At 69.5% G+C, this 18,833-nt stretch carries 11 protein-coding genes and 1 tRNA gene; 10 read left to right on the forward strand and 2 right to left on the reverse strand.

What is annotated here, in order from left to right; translation table 11 throughout:
- Positions 1 to 13 precede the first annotated feature (13 nt).
- From lgt to pyk, 4 genes are all read left to right on the forward strand, one after another.
- Positions 14 to 946, forward strand: coding sequence for a prolipoprotein diacylglyceryl transferase (gene lgt, locus G127AT_RS15550; RefSeq protein ID WP_210902227.1), 933 nt, complete (start codon positions 14 to 16; stop codon positions 944 to 946).
- 117 nt (positions 947 to 1,063) lie between these two features.
- Positions 1,064 to 5,641 carry a glutamate synthase large subunit gene (gene gltB / locus G127AT_RS15555; protein ID WP_210898436.1) on the forward strand — a complete coding sequence of 1,526 codons (4,578 nt, stop codon included), beginning with the start codon at positions 1,064 to 1,066 and terminating at the stop codon, positions 5,639 to 5,641.
- On the forward strand, positions 5,634 to 7,091 hold the full coding sequence (locus G127AT_RS15560) for a glutamate synthase subunit beta (protein WP_210898438.1): 1,458 nt from the start codon (positions 5,634 to 5,636) through the stop codon (positions 7,089 to 7,091). Before gltB ends, G127AT_RS15560 begins: the two co-directional genes overlap by 8 nt.
- Before the next feature lie 70 nt (positions 7,092 to 7,161).
- Positions 7,162 to 8,577, forward strand: coding sequence for a pyruvate kinase (gene pyk, locus G127AT_RS15565; protein WP_210898440.1), 1,416 nt, complete (start codon positions 7,162 to 7,164; stop codon positions 8,575 to 8,577).
- 107 nt (positions 8,578 to 8,684) lie between these two features.
- Here pyk and G127AT_RS15570 read toward each other — a convergent pair.
- Positions 8,685 to 8,767, reverse strand: a tRNA-Leu gene (locus tag G127AT_RS15570).
- A 36-nt stretch (positions 8,768 to 8,803) separates the two neighbouring features.
- Between G127AT_RS15570 and G127AT_RS15575 the strand changes: the two genes are divergently transcribed.
- A complete protein-coding gene (locus G127AT_RS15575; protein ID WP_210898442.1) occupies positions 8,804 to 9,409 on the forward strand; it encodes an ANTAR domain-containing response regulator in 606 nt (201 codons plus the stop codon).
- An 8-nt stretch (positions 9,410 to 9,417) separates the two neighbouring features.
- On the opposite strand, the gene G127AT_RS15580 is transcribed toward G127AT_RS15575, so the two are convergent.
- Positions 9,418 to 9,837, reverse strand: coding sequence for a hotdog fold thioesterase (locus G127AT_RS15580; protein WP_210898444.1), 420 nt, complete (start codon positions 9,835 to 9,837; stop codon positions 9,418 to 9,420).
- Positions 9,838 to 9,897: 60 nt separating this feature from the next.
- Between G127AT_RS15580 and polA the strand changes: the two genes are divergently transcribed.
- The 5 genes from polA to uvrB all read left to right on the forward strand — a co-directional run bounded on the left by polA (position 9,898) and on the right by uvrB (position 18,788).
- On the forward strand, positions 9,898 to 12,567 hold the full coding sequence (gene polA, locus G127AT_RS15585) for a DNA polymerase I (protein ID WP_210898446.1): 2,670 nt from the start codon (positions 9,898 to 9,900) through the stop codon (positions 12,565 to 12,567).
- A gap of 57 nt (positions 12,568 to 12,624) precedes the next feature.
- A complete protein-coding gene (locus G127AT_RS15590; protein WP_210898448.1) occupies positions 12,625 to 14,295 on the forward strand; it encodes a DUF885 domain-containing protein in 1,671 nt (556 codons plus the stop codon).
- A 224-nt stretch (positions 14,296 to 14,519) separates the two neighbouring features.
- Complete coding sequence (gene rpsA / locus G127AT_RS15595) at positions 14,520 to 15,965, forward strand: 30S ribosomal protein S1 (protein ID WP_210898450.1); 1,446 nt, start codon at positions 14,520 to 14,522, stop codon at positions 15,963 to 15,965.
- 81 nt (positions 15,966 to 16,046) lie between these two features.
- On the forward strand, positions 16,047 to 16,670 hold the full coding sequence (coaE, locus tag G127AT_RS15600; protein ID WP_210898452.1) for a dephospho-CoA kinase: 624 nt from the start codon (positions 16,047 to 16,049) through the stop codon (positions 16,668 to 16,670).
- A gap of 51 nt (positions 16,671 to 16,721) precedes the next feature.
- On the forward strand, positions 16,722 to 18,788 hold the full coding sequence (gene uvrB, locus G127AT_RS15605; RefSeq protein WP_210898454.1) for an excinuclease ABC subunit UvrB: 2,067 nt from the start codon (positions 16,722 to 16,724) through the stop codon (positions 18,786 to 18,788).
- Positions 18,789 to 18,833 lie beyond the last annotated feature (45 nt).

An 18,833-nucleotide genomic window follows, 5' to 3' on the forward strand; every position in this document is an offset into this window, starting at 1 on the left:
CTTCCAGATCCCGATGCCGTGGGGCGGGGCCGTCACGATCCACGCGTACGCGCTCTGCATCCTCGTCGGCATCGTCATCGCCGCCTGGGTGACCTCGCGTCGCCTCACCAAGCGAGGCGCGGAGCCCGGCGTCGTCCTGGACATCGCCCTGCTCGCGGTGCCGATCGGCATCGTCGGCGCCCGTGCATACCACGTCTTCACCCACCCCGCCGACTACTTCTACGAGGGTGCGGACCTGTGGCGCACGCTCTACATCTGGGAGGGCGGCAACGCGATCTACGGCGCCCTCATCGGCGGCGCGGTCGGGGCCTACCTCGGCTGCCGGATGACCGGCATCCGCTTCTGGTCGTTCGCCGACGCGCTCGCACCGGGCCTGCTGCTCGCGCAGGCGTTCGGCCGGCTCGGCAACTGGTTCAACCACGAGCTCTTCGGCATGCCGACCGACCTGCCGTGGGGCCTGGAGATCGAGTCCTCCAACCCGGCGTTCCCGGCGGGCCTGGCCGACGGCACCCTCTTCCACCCGACGTTCCTGTACGAGATCGTCTGGAACCTCGTCGGCGTGGCCGTCATCCTGTTCCTCGAGCGCCGTTTCCGGCTGCGCTGGGGCAAGGCCTTCGGCATCTACCTCATCTGGTACGGCCTCGGCCGCAGCTTCCTCGAGTCGATCCGCGTCGACCCGAGCGAGATGCTCCTGGGCGTCCGGGTGAACGTGTGGGCCTCGTGGCTGGCCGTCGTGGTCGGCATCGTGCTCATCTGGGTGCAGTCGCGCCGGCACCCCGGAACCGAGCCGAGCCCGTACCGTCCCGGCCGTGAGTGGGAGCGCCCCGAGCCTGGGGTAGACTCGGACGACATCGAGTCCGACTCCGACTCACTCGGCGATGCCGCCGACGCTGAGAACGATTCCGGAGAGACCCGAGCCACAAGCTCGAGCGGCCGCACGTCCTGACGGACGATCCGAATCCTCCGTTCTCCCAGAAGACGACGCCGCACCATGCGTCGTGCGAGATCCCCGATGGGCCGACGACGTCCCAGCTGCCCGACGAGTACTTGAGGACGGTCCCATATGTCGACCACCCCGACCTTCTCCCGCTTCGGCTCGGTCCCCGCCGCACAGGGGATGTACGACCCGAGCGCGGAGCGCGACGCCTGCGGTCTGGCGATGGTCGCCACCCTCCGCGGCACCGCCGGTCATGACATCATCACGCAGGCCCTCGACGCCCTCCGCCACCTCGAGCACCGCGGCGCCGTCGGCTCCGACGCGGGCACCGGCGACGGTGCGGGCATCGTCACGCAGATCCCCGACGAGTTCCTCCGGGAGGTCGCCGGCTTCCCGATCCCCGCCGTCGGCCGCTACGCCGTCGGCAACGCGTTCCTGCCGACCGATCCCTCCGCGCGCAGCCTCGTCAAGCGCCGCTTCCGCGAACTGGCCGATGAAGAGGGGCTCACGGTCCTCGGCTGGCGGGAGGTGCCGACGCGCCCCGACGAGCTCGGAACCCTCGCGCGTGCGGCGATGCCCGCGATCCAGCAGGTCTTCCTGTCCTCCGTCGCCGAGACCGCCGCCGGTGCCACCTTCTCCGGCATCGCCCTCGACCGGCTGGCGTTCCGGCTCCGCAAGCGCGCCGAACGCGAGCTCGAACTGTACTTCCCGTCGCTGTCGTGCCGCACCCTCGTCTACAAGGGCATGGTCACGACGCTGCAGCTCGAACCGTTCTACCCGGACCTCTCCGACGAGCGTTTCGCGTCGAAACTCGCGCTCGTGCACTCGCGCTACTCGACGAACACCTTCCCGTCGTGGCCGCTCGCCCAGCCGTTCCGCATGATCGCCCACAACGGCGAGATCAACACGATCCAGGGCAACCGCAACTGGATGCGCGCACGCCAGTCGCAGCTCGAGTCCGAGCTGCTCGGCGATCTCGCCCCCGTCTCGCCGCTCGTGACGGGCGGTGCGAGCGACTCCGCCTCCTTCGACGAGGTCGTCGAGCTCCTGAGCCTCGCCGGCCGGAGCCTGCCGCACGCGATCATGATGATGGTCCCCGAGGCCTGGGAGAACCAGAGCGAGATCGACGAGGAGCGGCGCGCGTTCTACGAGTACCACTCGATGCTCATGGAGCCGTGGGACGGCCCGGCGGCGATCGTCTTCACCGACGGCAGCCTCGTCGGCGCGACCCTCGACCGCAACGGGCTGCGGCCCGGCCGATACGTCGTCACGGACGACGGGCTCGTCGTGCTCGCCAGCGAGATCGGCGTCCTCGACATCGACCAATCGCGGGTCGTGCGCAAGGGCCGTCTGCAGCCCGGCCGCATGTTCCTCGTCGACACCGCCGCGGGGCGGCTCATCGAAGACGATGAAATCAAGTCGGACCTGGCCGGATCGGCGCCGTGGGGCGAATGGCTCGAAGAGGGCCGGATCCGCCTGAAGGATCTGCCGGAGCGCGAGCACATCGTCCACCCGCCGGCCTCCGTCACGAGGCGCCAGCGCACCTTCGGCTACACGGAGGAGGAGGTCAAGATCCTCCTGACCCCGATGGCGCGCACCGGCGCCGAACCGCTCGGCGCCATGGGCTCGGACACCCCGGTCGCCGTGCTCTCGGAGCGGCCGCGGCTGCTCTTCGACTACTTCACCCAGCAGTTCGCGCAGGTCACGAACCCCCCGCTCGACTCGATCCGCGAGGCCGTCGTCACGAGCCTCGGCCTCTCGCTCGGGCCCGAACGCAACCTCCTGAAGCCCGGCCCCGAGCACGCCAGGCAGGTCGCGCTCGACTTCCCGGTGATCGACAACGACGAGCTGGCCAAGATCGTCCACATCGACCCCCGCGCGGACAGCCGGCTCACCCACACGCTCCGCGGGATCTATCGCGTCGACGAGGGCCCCGAAGCGCTCCGCCGCCGGCTGACCGAGCTGTGCGCCGAGGTCGACGAGGCGATCGAGGCTGGGGCGGCGTTCATCGTGCTCTCGGACCGGGATTCGACCAAGGAGCTCGCACCGATCCCGTCGCTGCTCATGCTCTCGGCGGTCCACCACCACCTGATCCGCTCCGGCAACCGCATGAAGGTCGGCATCGTGGTCGAGGCCGGCGATGTGCGGGAGGTGCACCACGTCGCCCTCCTCGTCGGGTACGGCGCGAGCGCCGTGAACCCGTACCTCGCGATGGAGACCTGCGAATCGCTCGTGCGCTCCGGCGTCATCACCGGCGTCTCGCCCGAGCAGGCGGTGCGCAACGTCATCAAGGCGCTCGGCAAGGGCGTGCTGAAGATCATGTCGAAGATGGGGATCTCGACGATCTCCTCCTACGCCGGCGCACAGGCCTTCGAGGCCGTCGGGCTCGCCGAGGCCTTCGTCGAGGAGTTCTTCACGGGCACGACCTCCAAGCTCGGCGGCATCGGGCTCGAGACCGTGGCCGAGGAGAACCTTCAGCGGCACCGTGCGGCCTACCCGGACGACCCGGCCGTGCTCGCGCACGAGCGGCTCGCGACCGGCGGCGAATACCAGTGGCGGCGGGACGGCGCTCCGCACCTCTTCAACCCCGAGACGATCTTCCGGCTCCAGCACTCGACCCGGAACCGTCGCTACGACGTCTTCCGCGAGTACACGAAGCTCGTCGACGAACAGGCCGACCGGCTGATGACCCTCCGCGGCATGTTCTCGCTGCGGACGGGCGTCCGTCCGCCGGTACCGATCGACGAGGTCGAACCCGTCTCCTCGATCGTCAAGCGCTTCTCGACGGGGGCGATGAGCTACGGCTCCATCTCCCGCGAAGCCCATGAGACGCTCGCGATCGCGATGAACCGCCTCGGCGGCAAGTCGAACACGGGCGAGGGCGGCGAAGACCTCGACCGCCTGCTCGATCCTGAGCGGCGCAGCGCGATCAAACAGGTCGCATCCGGGCGTTTCGGCGTGACCAGCATGTATCTGACCCACGCCGACGACATCCAGATCAAGCTCGCCCAGGGCGCCAAGCCGGGCGAGGGCGGCCAGCTGCCGCCCGCGAAGGTGTACCCGTGGGTCGCCCGCACCCGGCACGCGACCGCCGGGGTCGGCCTCATCTCGCCGCCGCCGCACCACGACATCTACTCGATCGAAGACCTCAAGCAGCTGATCTTCGACCTGAAGCGCGCGAACCCGGGTGCCCGTATCCACACGAAGCTCGTGAGCCAGTCGGGCATCGGTGCGGTGGCCGCGGGCGTCGCGAAGGCGCTCTCGGACGTGATCCTCGTCTCGGGCCACGACGGCGGCACCGGCGCGAGCCCGCTCAACTCGCTGAAGCACGCCGGAACGCCCTGGGAGCTCGGCCTCGCCGAGACGCAGCAGACGCTCATGCTGAACGGCATGCGCGACCGCGTCGTCGTCCAGGTCGACGGACAGATGAAGACGGGCCGCGACGTGATCGTGGGCGCCCTGCTCGGCGCCGAGGAGTTCGGTTTCGCCTCGGCGCCCCTCGTCGTCGAGGGCTGCATCATGATGCGCGTGTGCCACCTGGACACCTGCCCGGTCGGCGTCGCGACGCAGAACCCGGTGCTCCGCGAGCGCTTCAGCGGCAAGGCGGAGTTCGTCGTGAACTTCTTCGAGTTCATCGCCGAAGAGGTGCGCGAGCACCTCGCCGCACTCGGGTTCCGCTCGCTCGACGAGATCATCGGCCGCAACGACCTGCTCGACGTCGACCGTGCGATCCGGCACTGGAAGGCCGATGGCCTGGACCTGACCCCGGTGCTCGTCGGGCCCGACTTCTCGGAGGCCGAGGCGCGCCGCAACGCCCGCCCGCAGGACCACGAGCTCGACGCGCACTTCGACCAGGAGCTCATCCGCCGCAGCCGCGTCGTCCTCGACGAGGGCGGAACCGTGCAGATCGCCCTGCCGATCAAGAACACGGAGCGGGCGGTCGGCACGATGCTCGGCCACGAGGTCACCCTCCGTCACGGCGAACAGGGGCTCCCGGCCGACTCCATCGAGATCACCCTGACGGGCTCGGCCGGCCAGTCGTTCGGCGCCTTCGTGCCGCACGGCGTCACGCTCCGCCTCGTCGGCGACTCGAACGACTACGTCGGCAAGGGGCTCTCGGGCGGGCGGCTCATCCTCCGCCCGGTTCCCGAGGCGACCTTCCCGGCCGAGCGCAACGTCATCGCCGGCAACGTCATCGGCTACGGCGCGACGAGCGGCAGCATGTACATCTCCGGCATCGTCGGCGAACGCTTCCTCGTGCGCAACTCCGGTGCGACCGCCGTCGTCGAGGGCGTCGGCGACCACGCGCTCGAGTACATGACCGGAGGGCTCGCCCTGATCCTCGGCGAGACGGGCCGCAACCTCGGTGCCGGCATGAGCGGCGGCACCGCCTATGTGCACGGGCTGCGCGCCGACCGGGTCAACCGCGAGGCCCTCGCCGCAGGCGAGCTGGAGCTCCACGAGCTCGGCGCCGCCGACCGCGAGATCGTCCGCGACCTCCTCGAGCAGCACATCGTGCACACCGACTCGGCGCTCGCGCGCCGCATGCTCGAGGGCGGCGAGGCCGAACTCGACCGTTTCGTGAAGGTGCTGCCGCGCGACTACGCGGCGGTGCTGAAGACCCGCCAGGACGCGGTCGACGAGGGGCTCGACCCCGACGGCGACATCGTCTGGACCCGGATCCTGGAGGTGACCGGTGGCTGACCCCAAAGGCTTTCTGAAGGTCACCGAGCGCGAACTGCCCAAGCGGCGGCCCGTGCCGGTGCGCATCATGGACTGGAAAGAGGTCTATGAGGCCGGCGATCCCGGCCAGCTCCGCCGGCAGGCAGGGCGCTGCATGGACTGCGGCGTGCCCTTCTGCCACCAGGGCTGCCCGCTCGGCAACCTCATCCCCGAGTGGAACGATCTCATGTTCCGCGGCGAGGGGCGCGCCGCCATCGAGCGGCTGCACGCCACGAACAACTTCCCGGAGTTCACCGGGCGGCTCTGCCCGGCGCCCTGCGAATCGGCATGCGTGCTCGGCATCAACCAGCCGGCCGTGACCATCAAGCAGGTCGAGGTCTCGATCATCGACCAGGCGTTCGCGAACGGATGGGTCCAGCCCCACCCGCCGGGCCGGCTCACCGGCAAGACGGTCGCCGTCGTCGGCTCGGGCCCCGGCGGTCTGGCCGCCGCTCAGCAGCTGACGCGCGCCGGGCACACCGTCGCCGTGTTCGAGCGGGACGACCGCATCGGCGGTCTGCTTCGGTACGGCATCCCGGACTTCAAGATGGAGAAACGCCAGATCGACCAGCGCCTCGCCCAGATGACGGCCGAGGGCACCCGCTTCCGGGCCGGCGTCGAAATCGGCGCCGACATCACCTGGGACCAGCTGCGAGACCGTTACGACGCCGTCGTGATCGCGACCGGCTCCGTCGTGCCGCGCGAGCTGCCGGTGCCCGGCCGGGAGCTGCCCGGCGTGCACCTCGCGATGGAGTATCTCACCCAGTCGAACCACGCGGTCGCCGGCGACCAGGTCGAGCACCAGATCACCGCGGAGGGCAAGCACGTCGTCGTCCTCGGCGGCGGCGACACGGGCGCCGACTGCATCGGCACCGCGCACCGTCAGGGCGCACTGTCGGTCACGAACCTCGCGATCGGCAAGCAGCCCTCGGCCGATCGGCCCGGCCACCAGCCCTGGCCGATGCACCCGACCGTGTTCGAGGTGCAGTCGGCGCATGAGGAGGGCGGCACGCGCGAGTACCTCGCTTCGACCGTCGAGTTCCTCGCGAACGAGGCCGGCGAGCTGCGTGCGGTCCGCGTCGCCGAAACCGAGTACGTCGACGGCGCGCGGGTGCCGCGAGCCGGCACCGAGCGCGAGATCCCGGCGGATCTCGTGCTGCTGGCGCTCGGCTTCACGGGCCCGGAGCAGGGCGGCCTGCGCGAGCAGCTCGGCCTGGAGTTCGATGCCCGCGGCAACGTCGCGCGCACCGGAGACTACGAGACCAACCTCCCCGGCGTGTTCGTCGCGGGGGATGCCGGCAGGGGACAATCCCTGATCGTCTGGGCGATCGCCGAGGGGCGGGCTGCGGCTGCGGCCGTCGACCGCTACCTTGAAGGCGAGACGCAATTGCCGGCCCCGATCCCGTCGAACGCGACGGCGATCGCCATCTGAGCGCACGGGTGCGGATCCGGTACCCGTCCTGATTCAGCGCCGTTCGGCGCAGAATACGGAGTTCCATCACATGAGACGTGCGAAGATCGTCGCCACGCTCGGTCCCGCAACATCGTCCTACGAGCAGATCCGCGCGGTCATCGACGCGGGCGTCGACGTCGCCCGCATGAACCTCAGCCACGGCAGCTACGACGTCCACGAGGCGGTCTACGCGAACGTGCGCAAGGCGGCTTCCGATTCGAAGCGCGCCGTCGCCGTGCTCGTCGACCTGCAGGGGCCGAAGATCCGGCTCGGCACCTTCGCGGACGGCCCCCACGAGCTGAACGAGGGGGACGTCTTCACGATCACGACCGAGGACGTGCCCGGCACGCGCGAGCTGGTCGGCACGACGTTCACGGGGCTTCCGGCCGATGTCGCGCCGGGCGACTTCCTGCTCATCGACGACGGCAAGGTGCGCGTGCAGGTCATCGACACCGACGGCGTGCGCGTGCGCACGAAGGTCGTCGTCGGCGGCCCGGTTTCGAACAACAAGGGCATCAACCTGCCGGGCGTCGCGGTCAACGTCCCCGCGCTGTCCGAGAAGGACGAGGCGGATCTGCGCTGGGGCCTCGAGCTCGGGGCGGATCTCATCGCCCTCTCGTTCGTGCGCAATGCCGCCGATGTCGAGCGGGTCCACGAGATCATGGACGAGCTCGGCCGGCGCGTGCCGGTGGTCGCGAAGATCGAGAAGCCGCAGGCCGTCGACAACCTCGAGGAGATCATCGAGGCCTTCGATTCGGTCATGGTCGCCCGCGGCGACCTCGGCGTCGAACTGCCGCTCGAGGCCGTTCCGATCGTGCAGAAGCGCACCGTGGAGATCGCCCGGCGCCTGGCCAAGCCCGTGATCGTCGCGACGCAGATGCTCGAGTCGATGACCCATGCGCCGGTGCCCACCCGGGCCGAGACGAGCGACGTCGCCAATGCGATCCTCGACGGAGCCGACGGCGTCATGCTGTCGGGCGAGACGAGCGTGGGGGAGTTCCCCGTGGTCACGGTGCAGACGATGGCGCGCATCATCGAGTCGACCGAGCAGCACGGCCTCGAGCGGGTGCGCCCGCTCGGCACGAAACCGCGCACGCAGTCCGGGGCGATCACGGCCGCCGCGGTCGAGGTCGCCGATTTCGTCGAGGCGAAGTACCTGTGCGTCTTCACCGAGTCGGGGGAGTCGGTGCGTCGGATGTCGCGGCTGCGGAGCCCCATCCCGATCCTCGCCTTCACACCGGATCAGGCGATCCGGCGTCGCATGGCGCTGTTCTGGGGTGTGCAGTCCTTCGTCGTCGACCGGGTCACGCACACCGATCAGATGGTCGCGCAGGTCGACGAGGTGCTCACCAAGTCGGGCCGGGCCGAGAAGGGCGAGACCGTCATCATCATCTCGGGCTCGCCTCCCGGCATCCCGGGCACCACGAACGACATCCGGGTGCACCGGGTCGGCGAGGTGCTCTGATCCGAACGGGTCGTGTGCGGGGTCGGTTCTTCGGAGCCGGCCCCGCTTCGGCGTGCGCCGAGCCGGCGGCGATGGATGCCGGTGCGCACGGGCCGCATGCGGCCGGGTGCCGGTGGTGGGACTCGAACCCACACGCCCTTTCGGGCAAAGCATTTTGAGTGCTCCGCGTCTGCCATTCCGCCACACCGGCCAGAGGCCTGGATCAGAATACCGTAGGCTTTCAGGCGTGACAGACAGCGAGAACACCCAGGCGGCCCCGCGCCGCGTCGTCGTCGCCGAGGACGAGTCCCTGATCCGCCTCGACATCGTCGAGATCCTCCGTGACAACGGCTACGAGGTGGTCGGCGAAGCCGGAGACGGCGAGACGGCCGTCGCCCTCGCGACCGAACTGCGGCCCGACCTCGTGGTCATGGACGTGAAGATGCCCCAGCTGGACGGCATCTCGGCGGCCGAGCGCCTTTCGAAGGGGCACATCGCCCCGGTGGTGCTGCTGACCGCCTTCAGCCAGAAGGAACTCGTCGAGCGCGCGAGCGAGGCCGGTGCGCTGGCCTACGTCGTCAAGCCGTTCACGCCGAACGATCTGCTGCCCGCGATCGAGATCGCCCTCGCCCGCCACCAGCAGATCATCGCCCTCGAGGCCGAGGTCACCGACCTCGTCGAGCGCTTCGAGACCCGCAAGCTCGTCGACCGGGCCAAGGGCCTCCTGAACGAGAAGATGGGCCTGTCCGAGCCCGAGGCCTTCCGCTGGATCCAGAAGGCGTCGATGGATCGCCGCCTGACGATGAAGGACGTGTCGCAGGCGATCATCGAGCAGCTCTCGCCGAAGAAGTAGCGACCCCCTCAGAGGGCCGGCAGATCCTTCACCAGGTTGGTGATGCGGATCGTCGAGCAGCGCCGGCCCTGATCGTCGTCGATCGCGATCTCGTGCACCGTGAGGGTGCGGCCGAGGTGCACGGGCGTGCAGACGCCGGTGACCCACCCTTCGGTCGCGCTCCGCGTGTGCGAGGCGTTGATCTCGATGCCGACGGCGAGCTTGCCGGGGCCGGCGGCGAGGTTGGCCGACATGGACCCGAGCGACTCGCCGAGCACGACGTAGGCGCCGCCGTGCAGGAGCATCGCCGGTTGCGTATTGCCCTCCACCGGCATCCGCGCCACCGAGCGCTCGACGCCGAACTCGAGGAACTCGATCCCCATCTTCTCGGCGAGGGCGCCGGCCCCTCTGGCTCGCAGGTACTCCATGGGGTCGCGTTCTTCGCTCATGCTCGCCTTCGAGGCAGGGCCCGCGACGGCCGTGTCGGCGGTCGCTTATAGGCTGGGGTCGTGTCGGACGCAGATCAGCCTACCCTCCTCGTCGTCGACGGCCATTCGCTCGCCTTCCGAGCGTTCTACGCCCTCCCGATCGACAGTTTCCAGACCCGCAGCGGGCAGCACACGAACGCCATCCACGGCTTCCTGTCGATGTTCATCAACCTCCTCCGCAACGAGAAACCGACGCATGTCGCCGTCGCCTTCGACATCTCCAGGCATTCGTTCCGCACCCGCGAGTACGCCGAGTACAAGGGCACCAGGGGCCAGACGCCGCCGGAGTTCATCGGCCAGGTGCCGCTCCTGCAGGAGGCGCTGGCGGCGATGAACGTGCGCACCCTGCAGAAGGAGGACTTCGAGGCCGACGACATCCTGGCGACCCTGGCCACCCGCGGCGAGGCCGAGGGGTATCGGGTGCTCGTCGTCTCAGGCGACCGCGACACCATCCAGCTCGTCGACGACAAGGTCACCCTGCTCTATCCGAACGTGCAGGGCGTCTCGCAGCTGAAACGATACGACCCCGAGGCCGTCATGGAACGCTACGGCGTGCGGCCGGAGCAGTACCCGGAGATCGCCGCGCTCGTCGGTGAGACGAGCGACAACCTCATCGGCATCTCGAAGGTCGGCGAGAAGACCGCGGTGAAGTGGCTGAACCTCTACGGCAGCCTCGACGGCATCCTCGAGCACGCCGAGGAGATCAAGGGCGTCGTCGGCAACAACCTGCGGGAGCAGAAGGAGAACGCGATCCGCAACCGGCGCCTGAACCGCCTGGTGCGCGACGTGGAGCTCGACCTCGCCCTCGACGAGCTCGAATCGCGTCCCCTCGACGAGCAGGCCGTGCGCGAGGTCTTCGGCAAGCTCGAGTTCAAGACGCTCCTCGAGCGTGTGCTGAAGCTCGCCGCCGAGTCGGGCCAGGCCGTTTCGCCGGTCGCCCAGGAGCCGGCGGCGCCGGCCGTGCCGCTTCCGGTCGCCCAGGGACTGCTCGACGAGGAGCTCGAGGGCTGGCTCGCGCGCCAGACGGCCGCGGAGCCGGCGGGTCTCGGCCTGCATCTCGAGATCCAGGGCGGGCAGCTCGTCGGCGCGGGCATCGCCGCGGCCGGCGAGACCGTGTACCTGCCGTGGCAGGCCGGGCGCCGTGACTACGCCCCGTTCGAAGCCTGGCTCGCGAGCGACGCGCCCAAGATCCTCGCCGACGCCAAGCCGGGGCTGAAGGCGCTCTCGCGTTCGGGCCTCGCCTTCGACGGGCTCGTGCTCGATCCGCTGATCGCCGGATGGCTCGTGCGCCCGAACCTGCAGGAGAAGACCCTCGCAGACCTCGTCGACCGCTACCTCGGTGAGGAGATGCCGGTCGCCGACCCCGCCCAGCTGGTGCCCGACGAGGGCGCGGCCGGGCCGGCGGAGTTCGCCTGGTACGCGCTCCGGGTGGCGCCCGTGGTGCTCGCCGCCCTCAGCGAGGGCGGGAGGCGGGTGCTCGCCGAGATCGAGATGCCGCTCGTGCCGGTGCTGGCCGCCATGGAACTGCGCGGCGTCAGCGTCGACCACGAAGCCCTCGCGGCGCTCTCGGGCGGTCTCGCCGAGCGCGCGGCGACGCTCGCCGGCAAGGCCTTCGCCGAGATCGGGCGCGAGGTCAACCTCGGCTCGCCGAAGCAGCTGCAGGAGGTGCTCTTCGACCAGCTCGGGATGCCGAAGACGCGCGCGACGAAGACCGGGTACTCGACCGACGCCAGCGCCCTCGCCGACCTGCAGGACTCGAATCCGCACCCGTTCCTCGGGCTGCTCCTCGAGCACCGCGATGCGACGAAGCTGCGGCAGATCGTCGAATCGCTCGACAAGTCGATCGCCGCCGACGGACGCATCCACACGAGCTACGGTCAGATCGGGGCGGCGACCGGCCGCATGTCCTCCAACGACCCGAACCTGCAGAACATCCCCGTCCGCACCGAGGAGGGTCGGCGCATCCGAGGGGCCTTCCGGCACGGCGAGGGCTTCGCCGAGCTCCTCACCGCCGACTATTCGCAGATCGAGATGCGGATCATGGCGCATCTGTCCGAAGACCCCGGCCTCATCGAGGCCTTCAACGCGGGGGAGGACCTGCACCGCTTTGTCGGCGCCCGCATCTTCGGCGTCGAGCCCGAAGAGGTCAGCTCCCTGATGCGCACCAAGGTGAAGGCCATGTCGTACGGCCTGGCCTACGGGCTCAGCGCCTTCGGGCTCTCCAAGCAGCTGCGCATCGAGCAGGCCGAGGCCCGCCAGCTCATGAAGGACTACTTCGAGCGCTTCGGCTCGGTGCGCGACTATCTGCGCGGCGTCGTCGAGCAGGCGAAGATCGACGGCTACACCGAGACGATCTTCGGGCGCCGCCGACCGTTCCCCGACCTCGCGAGCCCGAACCGGGTGCTGCGCGAGAACGCGGAGCGCGCCGCGCTGAACTCGCCGATCCAGGGTTCGGCCGCCGACATCATCAAGATCGCGATGTCGCGCGTCGAGCATGATTTCCACGAGGGCGGGCTGTCGAGCCGGATGCTGCTGCAGGTGCACGACGAGCTCATCTTCGAGGTCGCCGACGGCGAGCAGGAACATGTCGAGGAGATCGTGCGCGACCGGATGTCGAACGCCGTCGAACTGCTCGTGCCGCTCGACGTGCAGATCGGCCGCGGGGCCGATTGGGACGCGGCCGCGCACTGACCCGTCGGATCCGTCGGAGGCCCTGACGCGGGCCTCCGGCTGCCATAGGCTCGCACCATGTCATCAGCTGAACGCACCCCGACGGCGATCGACGCGATCGCCGAAGCGTGGGTCGACACGATCGTCTCCCTCCGACCCGAGACCGGCACCTACATCGGCCGAACCGAATCCGACGGCGCGCTCGGCGACTACTCGCCGGCCGGCCACGACGCCATCGCGGACGCATCCCGCGCAGTGCTCGCCCGGCTCGACGCGGCCGAAGCCGTCGACGACGTCGACGAGGTCACGAAGGCCGACCTCGGCAGCGAGCTGCGCCTGCAGCTCGAGGCCCACGAGGCCGGGCTGCACCTGCGCGACCTGAACGTCATCGCGAGCCCGGCGCAGGAGATCCGCGACGTCTTCGACCTCATGCCCACCGACTCCGAGGCGGCCTGGGAACGCATCGCCCGGCGCCTCGGCGGTGTGCCGGAGGCGATCGACGGCTACGTCGAGACGCTGCGCTCGGGCATCCACCGCGGGATCGTGCCGGCGATCCGCCAGGTGCGCGAGGTCGCGAGCCAGTCGCGCAAGTATGCCGACCCGGCCGGGTTCTTCGGCGACTTCGTCGACGGTGCGGCCCCCGCGGGCGGCCTGCCGCAGACGCTGCGGAACGAACTGCAGACCGCGGCCGCCTCCTCGGCCGAGGCGTACGGCCGGCTCGCGGACTTCCTCGAGGAGGAGCTGGCCGGCGCGGCCGGCTCCGAGGACGGGGTGGGACGCGAGATCTACGCGCTCCGCTCGCGCGAGTTCCTCGGCGCGACGATCGACCTCGACGAGACCTACGAGTGGGGCGTCGAGGAGCTGGCCCGCATGGTCGCCGAGCAGGAGGCGATCGCCCGCGAGATCAAGCCGGGCGCCTCCGTCGCCGAGGCCATCGAGCACCTCGACGGCGACGCCTCGCGCAAGCTCATCGGCACCGATGCCCTCCAGCGGTGGATGCAGGAGACGAGCGACCGGGCCGTCGCCGAGCTCGGCGCGACCCAGTTCGACATCCCCGAGGAGATCCGGACCCTCGAATGCCTGATCGCGCCGACGCAGGAGGGCGGGATCTACTACACGGGCCCGAGCGACGACTTCGGCCGCCCGGGGCGGATGTGGTGGTCGGTGCCGGAGGGCGTGACGGAGTTCGACACCTGGCGCGAGCTCACCACGGTCTACCACGAGGGCGTGCCGGGCCATCACCTGCAGATCGGCCAGGCGGTCGTGAACCGCGGCAAGCTGAACACGTGGCGCCGTCAGCTCGCTGGCACCTCGGGTCACGCCGAGGGCTGGGCGCTGTACGCGGAGCGCTTGATGGAACAGCTCGGCTACCTCGAGGACCCTGCCGACCGGCTCGGGATGCTCGACGGGCAGCGGATGCGTGCGGCGCGCGTCGTGCTCGACATCGGCGTGCACCTCGGCAAGCAGCGCCCCGACGGGCAGGGGGTGTGGACAGGCGACTACGCCTTCGAGTTCCTCGGGCGGAACGTCAACATGAACGCGGGCTTCGTGCGCTTCGAGGTGAACCGCTACCTCGGCTGGCCGGGGCAGGCCCCCTCGTACAAGGTCGGCCAGCGCATCTGGGAGCAGTTGCGCGACGACGTGGCCCGCCGCGAGGGGGATGCCTTCGACATCCGTGCCTTCCACAAGCGGGCCCTGGATCTCGGCGGCGTCGGCCTGGACACCCTGCGGCGGGCGCTGGCCGGCTGATCCGGGCCGGGGGTGCGGATGCCGGCATCCGCACCCCCGGCGAACGGCGATGGATGCGGTGGCGCACCCGGCTCGTCGCGGGCAGCGCCGCGGTTTGCCGCCGGCCCTGCGGAACGGTTAGGATGGGTTGTCACATTTGTGACGTCCTGTCCGCTTGCCTGCCGTGGGATCACGCTCTTCCCCGCGGCCGGCCCGATTCCATCCATGTACGGAGCACTTACTACATGACAACCGCAACGACCAAGGCACCCAAGCAGGTCGCGATCAACGACATCGGATCTGCTGACGATTTCCTCGCCGCGGTCGAGAAGACGCTCAAGTTCTTCAACGACGGCGACCTCATCGAGGGTACCGTCGTGAAGATCGACCGCGACGAGGTCCTCCTCGACGTCGGGTACAAGACCGAGGGTGTGATCCCCTCCCGCGAACTCTCCATCAAGCACGACGTCGACCCCAGCGAGGTCGTCGAGGTCGGCGACACCGTCGAGGCGCTGGTTCTCCAGAAGGAGGACAAGGAAGGCCGCCTCATCCTCTCCAAGAAGCGTGCGCAGTACGAGCGCGCCTGGGGCGATGTCGAGAAGATCAAGGAAGCCGACGGCGTGGTGACCGGTCAGGTCATCGAGGTCGTCAAGGGCGGCCTCATCGTCGACATCGGCCTCCGCGGCTTCCTGCCCGCATCGCTCATCGAGCTGCGTCGCGTCCGCGACCTCACGCCGTACCTCGGCCAGGAGCTCGAGGCGAAGATCCTGGAGCTCGACAAGAACCGCAACAACGTCGTCCTCAGCCGCCGCGCGCTGCTCGAGCAGACGCAGTCCGAGTCGCGGTCGACCTTCCTGCAGAACCTGCACCCTGGACAGGTCCGCAAGGGCGTCATCTCCTCGATCGTCAACTTCGGTGCGTTCGTGGACCTCGGCGGGGTCGACGGCCTCGTCCACGTCTCCGAGCTCTCCTGGAAGCACATCGAGCACGCCAGCGAGGTCGTCGAGGTCGGCCAGGAGGTCACCGTCGAGGTGCTCTCCGTCGAGCTCGACCGCGAGCGCGTCTCCCTGTCGCTCAAGGCGACGCAGGAGGACCCGTGGCAGGTCTTCGCCCGCACCCACGCCATCGGCCAGGTCGCACCGGGCAAGGTCACCAAGCTCGTCCCGTTCGGCGCGTTCGTGCGCGTCGCGGACGGCATCGAGGGCCTCGTGCACATCTCGGAGCTGTCCTCGAAGCACGTCGAGCTCGCGGAGCAGGTCGTGTCGGTCGGCGAAGAGGTCTTCGTCAAGATCATCGACATCGACCTCGAGCGTCGCCGCATCTCCCTCTCGCTCAAGCAGGCGAACGAGGGCGTCGACCCCGAGGGCACCGAGTTCGACCCGGCGCTCTACGGCATGCTCACCGAGTACGACGAGCAGGGCAACTACAAGTACCCCGAGGGCTTCGACCCGGAGACCAACGAGTGGCGCGAGGGCTTCGAGGCCCAGCGCGAGAAGTGGGAGCAGGACTACGCTGCGGCCCAGGCTCGCTGGGAGGCGCACAAGAAGCAGGTCGCCGCGAGCCTCGCGGCCCAGGCTGCCGACGACTCCTTCGCCGGCGGTTCGTTCTCGAGCGAGTCGAACGGCGCGGGCACCCTCGCCGACGATGCTTCGCTCGCGGCGCTTCGCGAGAAGCTCTCGAACAACAACTGATCGCTCCGTCGATCACGGAAGGCCGGCTCCCTCAGGGGTCGGCCTTCCGGCGTTCCCGGGCCGCCCGCTAGCATGGGCCTCGTGTATCTCATCGGATTGACCGGCGGCATCGCGTCGGGGAAGACGACCGTCGCGCGCAGGCTCTTCCAGCACGGCGCGATCCACATCGACGCCGACGAACTCGCGCGTCGCGTCGTCGAGCCGGGCACTCCCGGCCTCGAGCAGGTTCGCGAAGCCTTCGGCGACGGCGTCCTCCGGCCCGACGGCTCGCTCGACCGGGCGAAGCTCGGCGAGCTCGTCTTCGGCGACGAGGCGGCCCGGGCGAAGCTGAACGGGATCATCCACCCGGCCGTCCGCGAGCTCTCCGGCCGGCTCATCGACCGGGCGGCGGCCGAGAACCCCGATGCGGTGGTCGTCTACGACGTGCCGTTGCTGGTCGAGGCCGCGGTCGACCACCCCTTCGACCTCGTGGTCGTCACCGAGGCGCCGAAGCAGCAGCAGCTGCGACGCCTCGTCGAAGAGCGCGGGCTGGAGCCCGGACAGGCGGCCGCGCGGGTCGACAGCCAGGCGAGCAACGAAGAGCGCGCGGCGATCGCCGACGTCGTCATCGACACCTCGGGAACGCTCGCGCACACGATGAGCCAGACGGATGCGCTCTGGCATCGCATCACCGACGAGCAACGGGCGGCTCGCGGCGAGGCCTGAGCAGCACCCGGCTCCGGCCGTCGTGTCGGTGGCCGAACCTAGACTTGGAGCATGGAACCGACGCGTGCAGTCCGGCCCTTCGAGGTCGTCAGCGAGTACGAGCCGTCGGGCGACCAGCCGCAGGCGATCGCCGAGCTCGCAGGGCGTATCAATGCGGGCGAGACCGACGTCGTGCTGCTCGGAGCCACCGGTACGGGCAAGTCGGCGACCACGGCATGGCTCGTCGAGCAGGTGCAGCGGCCGACCCTCGTCCTCGCCCACAACAAGACGCTCGCCGCACAGCTCGCGAACGAGTTCCGCGAGCTCATGCCGAACAACGCCGTCGAGTACTTCGTCTCGTACTACGACTACTACCAGCCGGAGGCGTACGTTCCGCAGACCGACACCTTCATCGAGAAGGACTCGTCGATCAACGCCGAGGTCGAGCGGCTGCGGCACTCGACGACGAACTCGCTGCTGTCCAGGCGCGACGTCGTCGTCGTCTCGACCGTCTCGTGCATCTACGGTCTCGGCACGCCCGAGGAGTACCTCGGCGCGATGATGCCGCTGCAGGTCGGCCAGCGCGTGGACCGCGACTGGCTGATCCGCAAATTCGTGTCGATGCAGTACCAGCGCAACGACATCGACTTCTCGCGCGGCACCTTCCGGGTGCGCGGCGACACGATCGAGATCATCCCCGTCTACGAGGAGCTCGCGATCCGCATCGAGATGTTCGGCGACGAGATCGAGGCGCTGTACTCCCTGCATCCGCTCACGGGCGAGGTCGTGCGGCAGCTGGACGCGGTCCCCGTCTTCCCCGGCTCGCACTATGTGGCATCGACCGAGGTCATGGAGCGGGCGATCGGCACGATCCGCGAGGAGCTCGAGGTACGCCTGGCCGAGCTCGAACGCGAGGGCAAGCTGCTCGAGGCGCAGCGGCTGCGGATGCGCACGACCTTCGACCTCGAGATGATGGAGCAGATCGGCTTCTGCTCGGGCATCGAGAACTATTCGCGGCATATCGACGGCCGCGAGGCGGGAGAGCCGCCGCACTGCCTGCTCGACTACTTCGCCGACGACTTCCTCGTCGTCATCGACGAATCCCACCAGACGGTCCCGCAGATCGGCGCCATGTTCGAGGGCGACGCCTCCCGCAAGCGCACCCTCGTCGAGCACGGCTTCCGACTGCCGAGCGCGCTCGACAACCGCCCGCTCACCTGGGACGAGTTCAAGTCCCGCGTCGGGCAGACCGTCTACCTGTCGGCGACGCCCGGCAAGTACGAGCTGGGGATCGCCGACGGGATCGTCGAGCAGATCATCCGCCCGACGGGCCTCGTCGACCCGAAGATCGTCGTGAAGCCCTCGAAGGGCCAGATCGACGATCTGCTCGAAGAGGTGCGGGCGCGCGCCGAGCGCGACGAGCGGGTGCTCGTGACGACCCTCACGAAGAAGATGGCCGAAGAGCTCACCGACTTCCTGAAGGAGGCGGGTGTGCGGGTGCGCTACCTGCACTCCGACGTCGACACGCTGCGACGGGTCGAACTCCTCACGGAGTTGCGTGCCGGCGTCTACGACGTGCTCATCGGCATCAACCTGCTGCGCGAGGGCCTCGACCTGCCCGAGGTCTCGCTCGTGGCGATCCTCGATGCCGACAAGGAAGGGTTCCTGCGCTCGTCGACCTCGCTCATCCAGACGATCGGCCGCGCGGCCCGGAACGTGTCGGGCGAGGTGCACATGTACGCCGATGTGCTCACCGACTCGATGGCCGCCGCGATCGAGGAGACGACGCGGCGTCGCGAGAAGCAGATCGCCTACAACGAGGAGCGCGGCATCGATCCGCAGCCCCTCCGCAAACGGATCGCGGACATCACCGAGGTGCTCGCCCGTGAAGAAGCCGACACCGCAGCCCTCCTCGCCGGCCGCGAGAGCGGCAAGAAGTCGCCCGTGCCGAACCTCAAGCGCCAGGGCATCGCAGCCGAGGGTGCGAACGACCTCGAAGAGCTCATCCGCGATCTCAACGAGCAGATGCTCGAAGCGGCCGGCGAGCTGAAGTTCGAGCTCGCCGCACGCCTCCGCGACGAGGTCTCCGACCTGAAGCGCGAACTCCGGCAGATGGAGAAGGCCGGGCATCTCGGCTGAGGCCGGGCGGGCCCGGTACCGCGCGTTCGCTGTGAGCGGGGGCCT

It is taken from the genome of Agromyces archimandritae, from assembly GCF_018024495.1.
Lineage (GTDB): Bacteria > Actinomycetota > Actinomycetes > Actinomycetales > Microbacteriaceae > Agromyces > Agromyces archimandritae.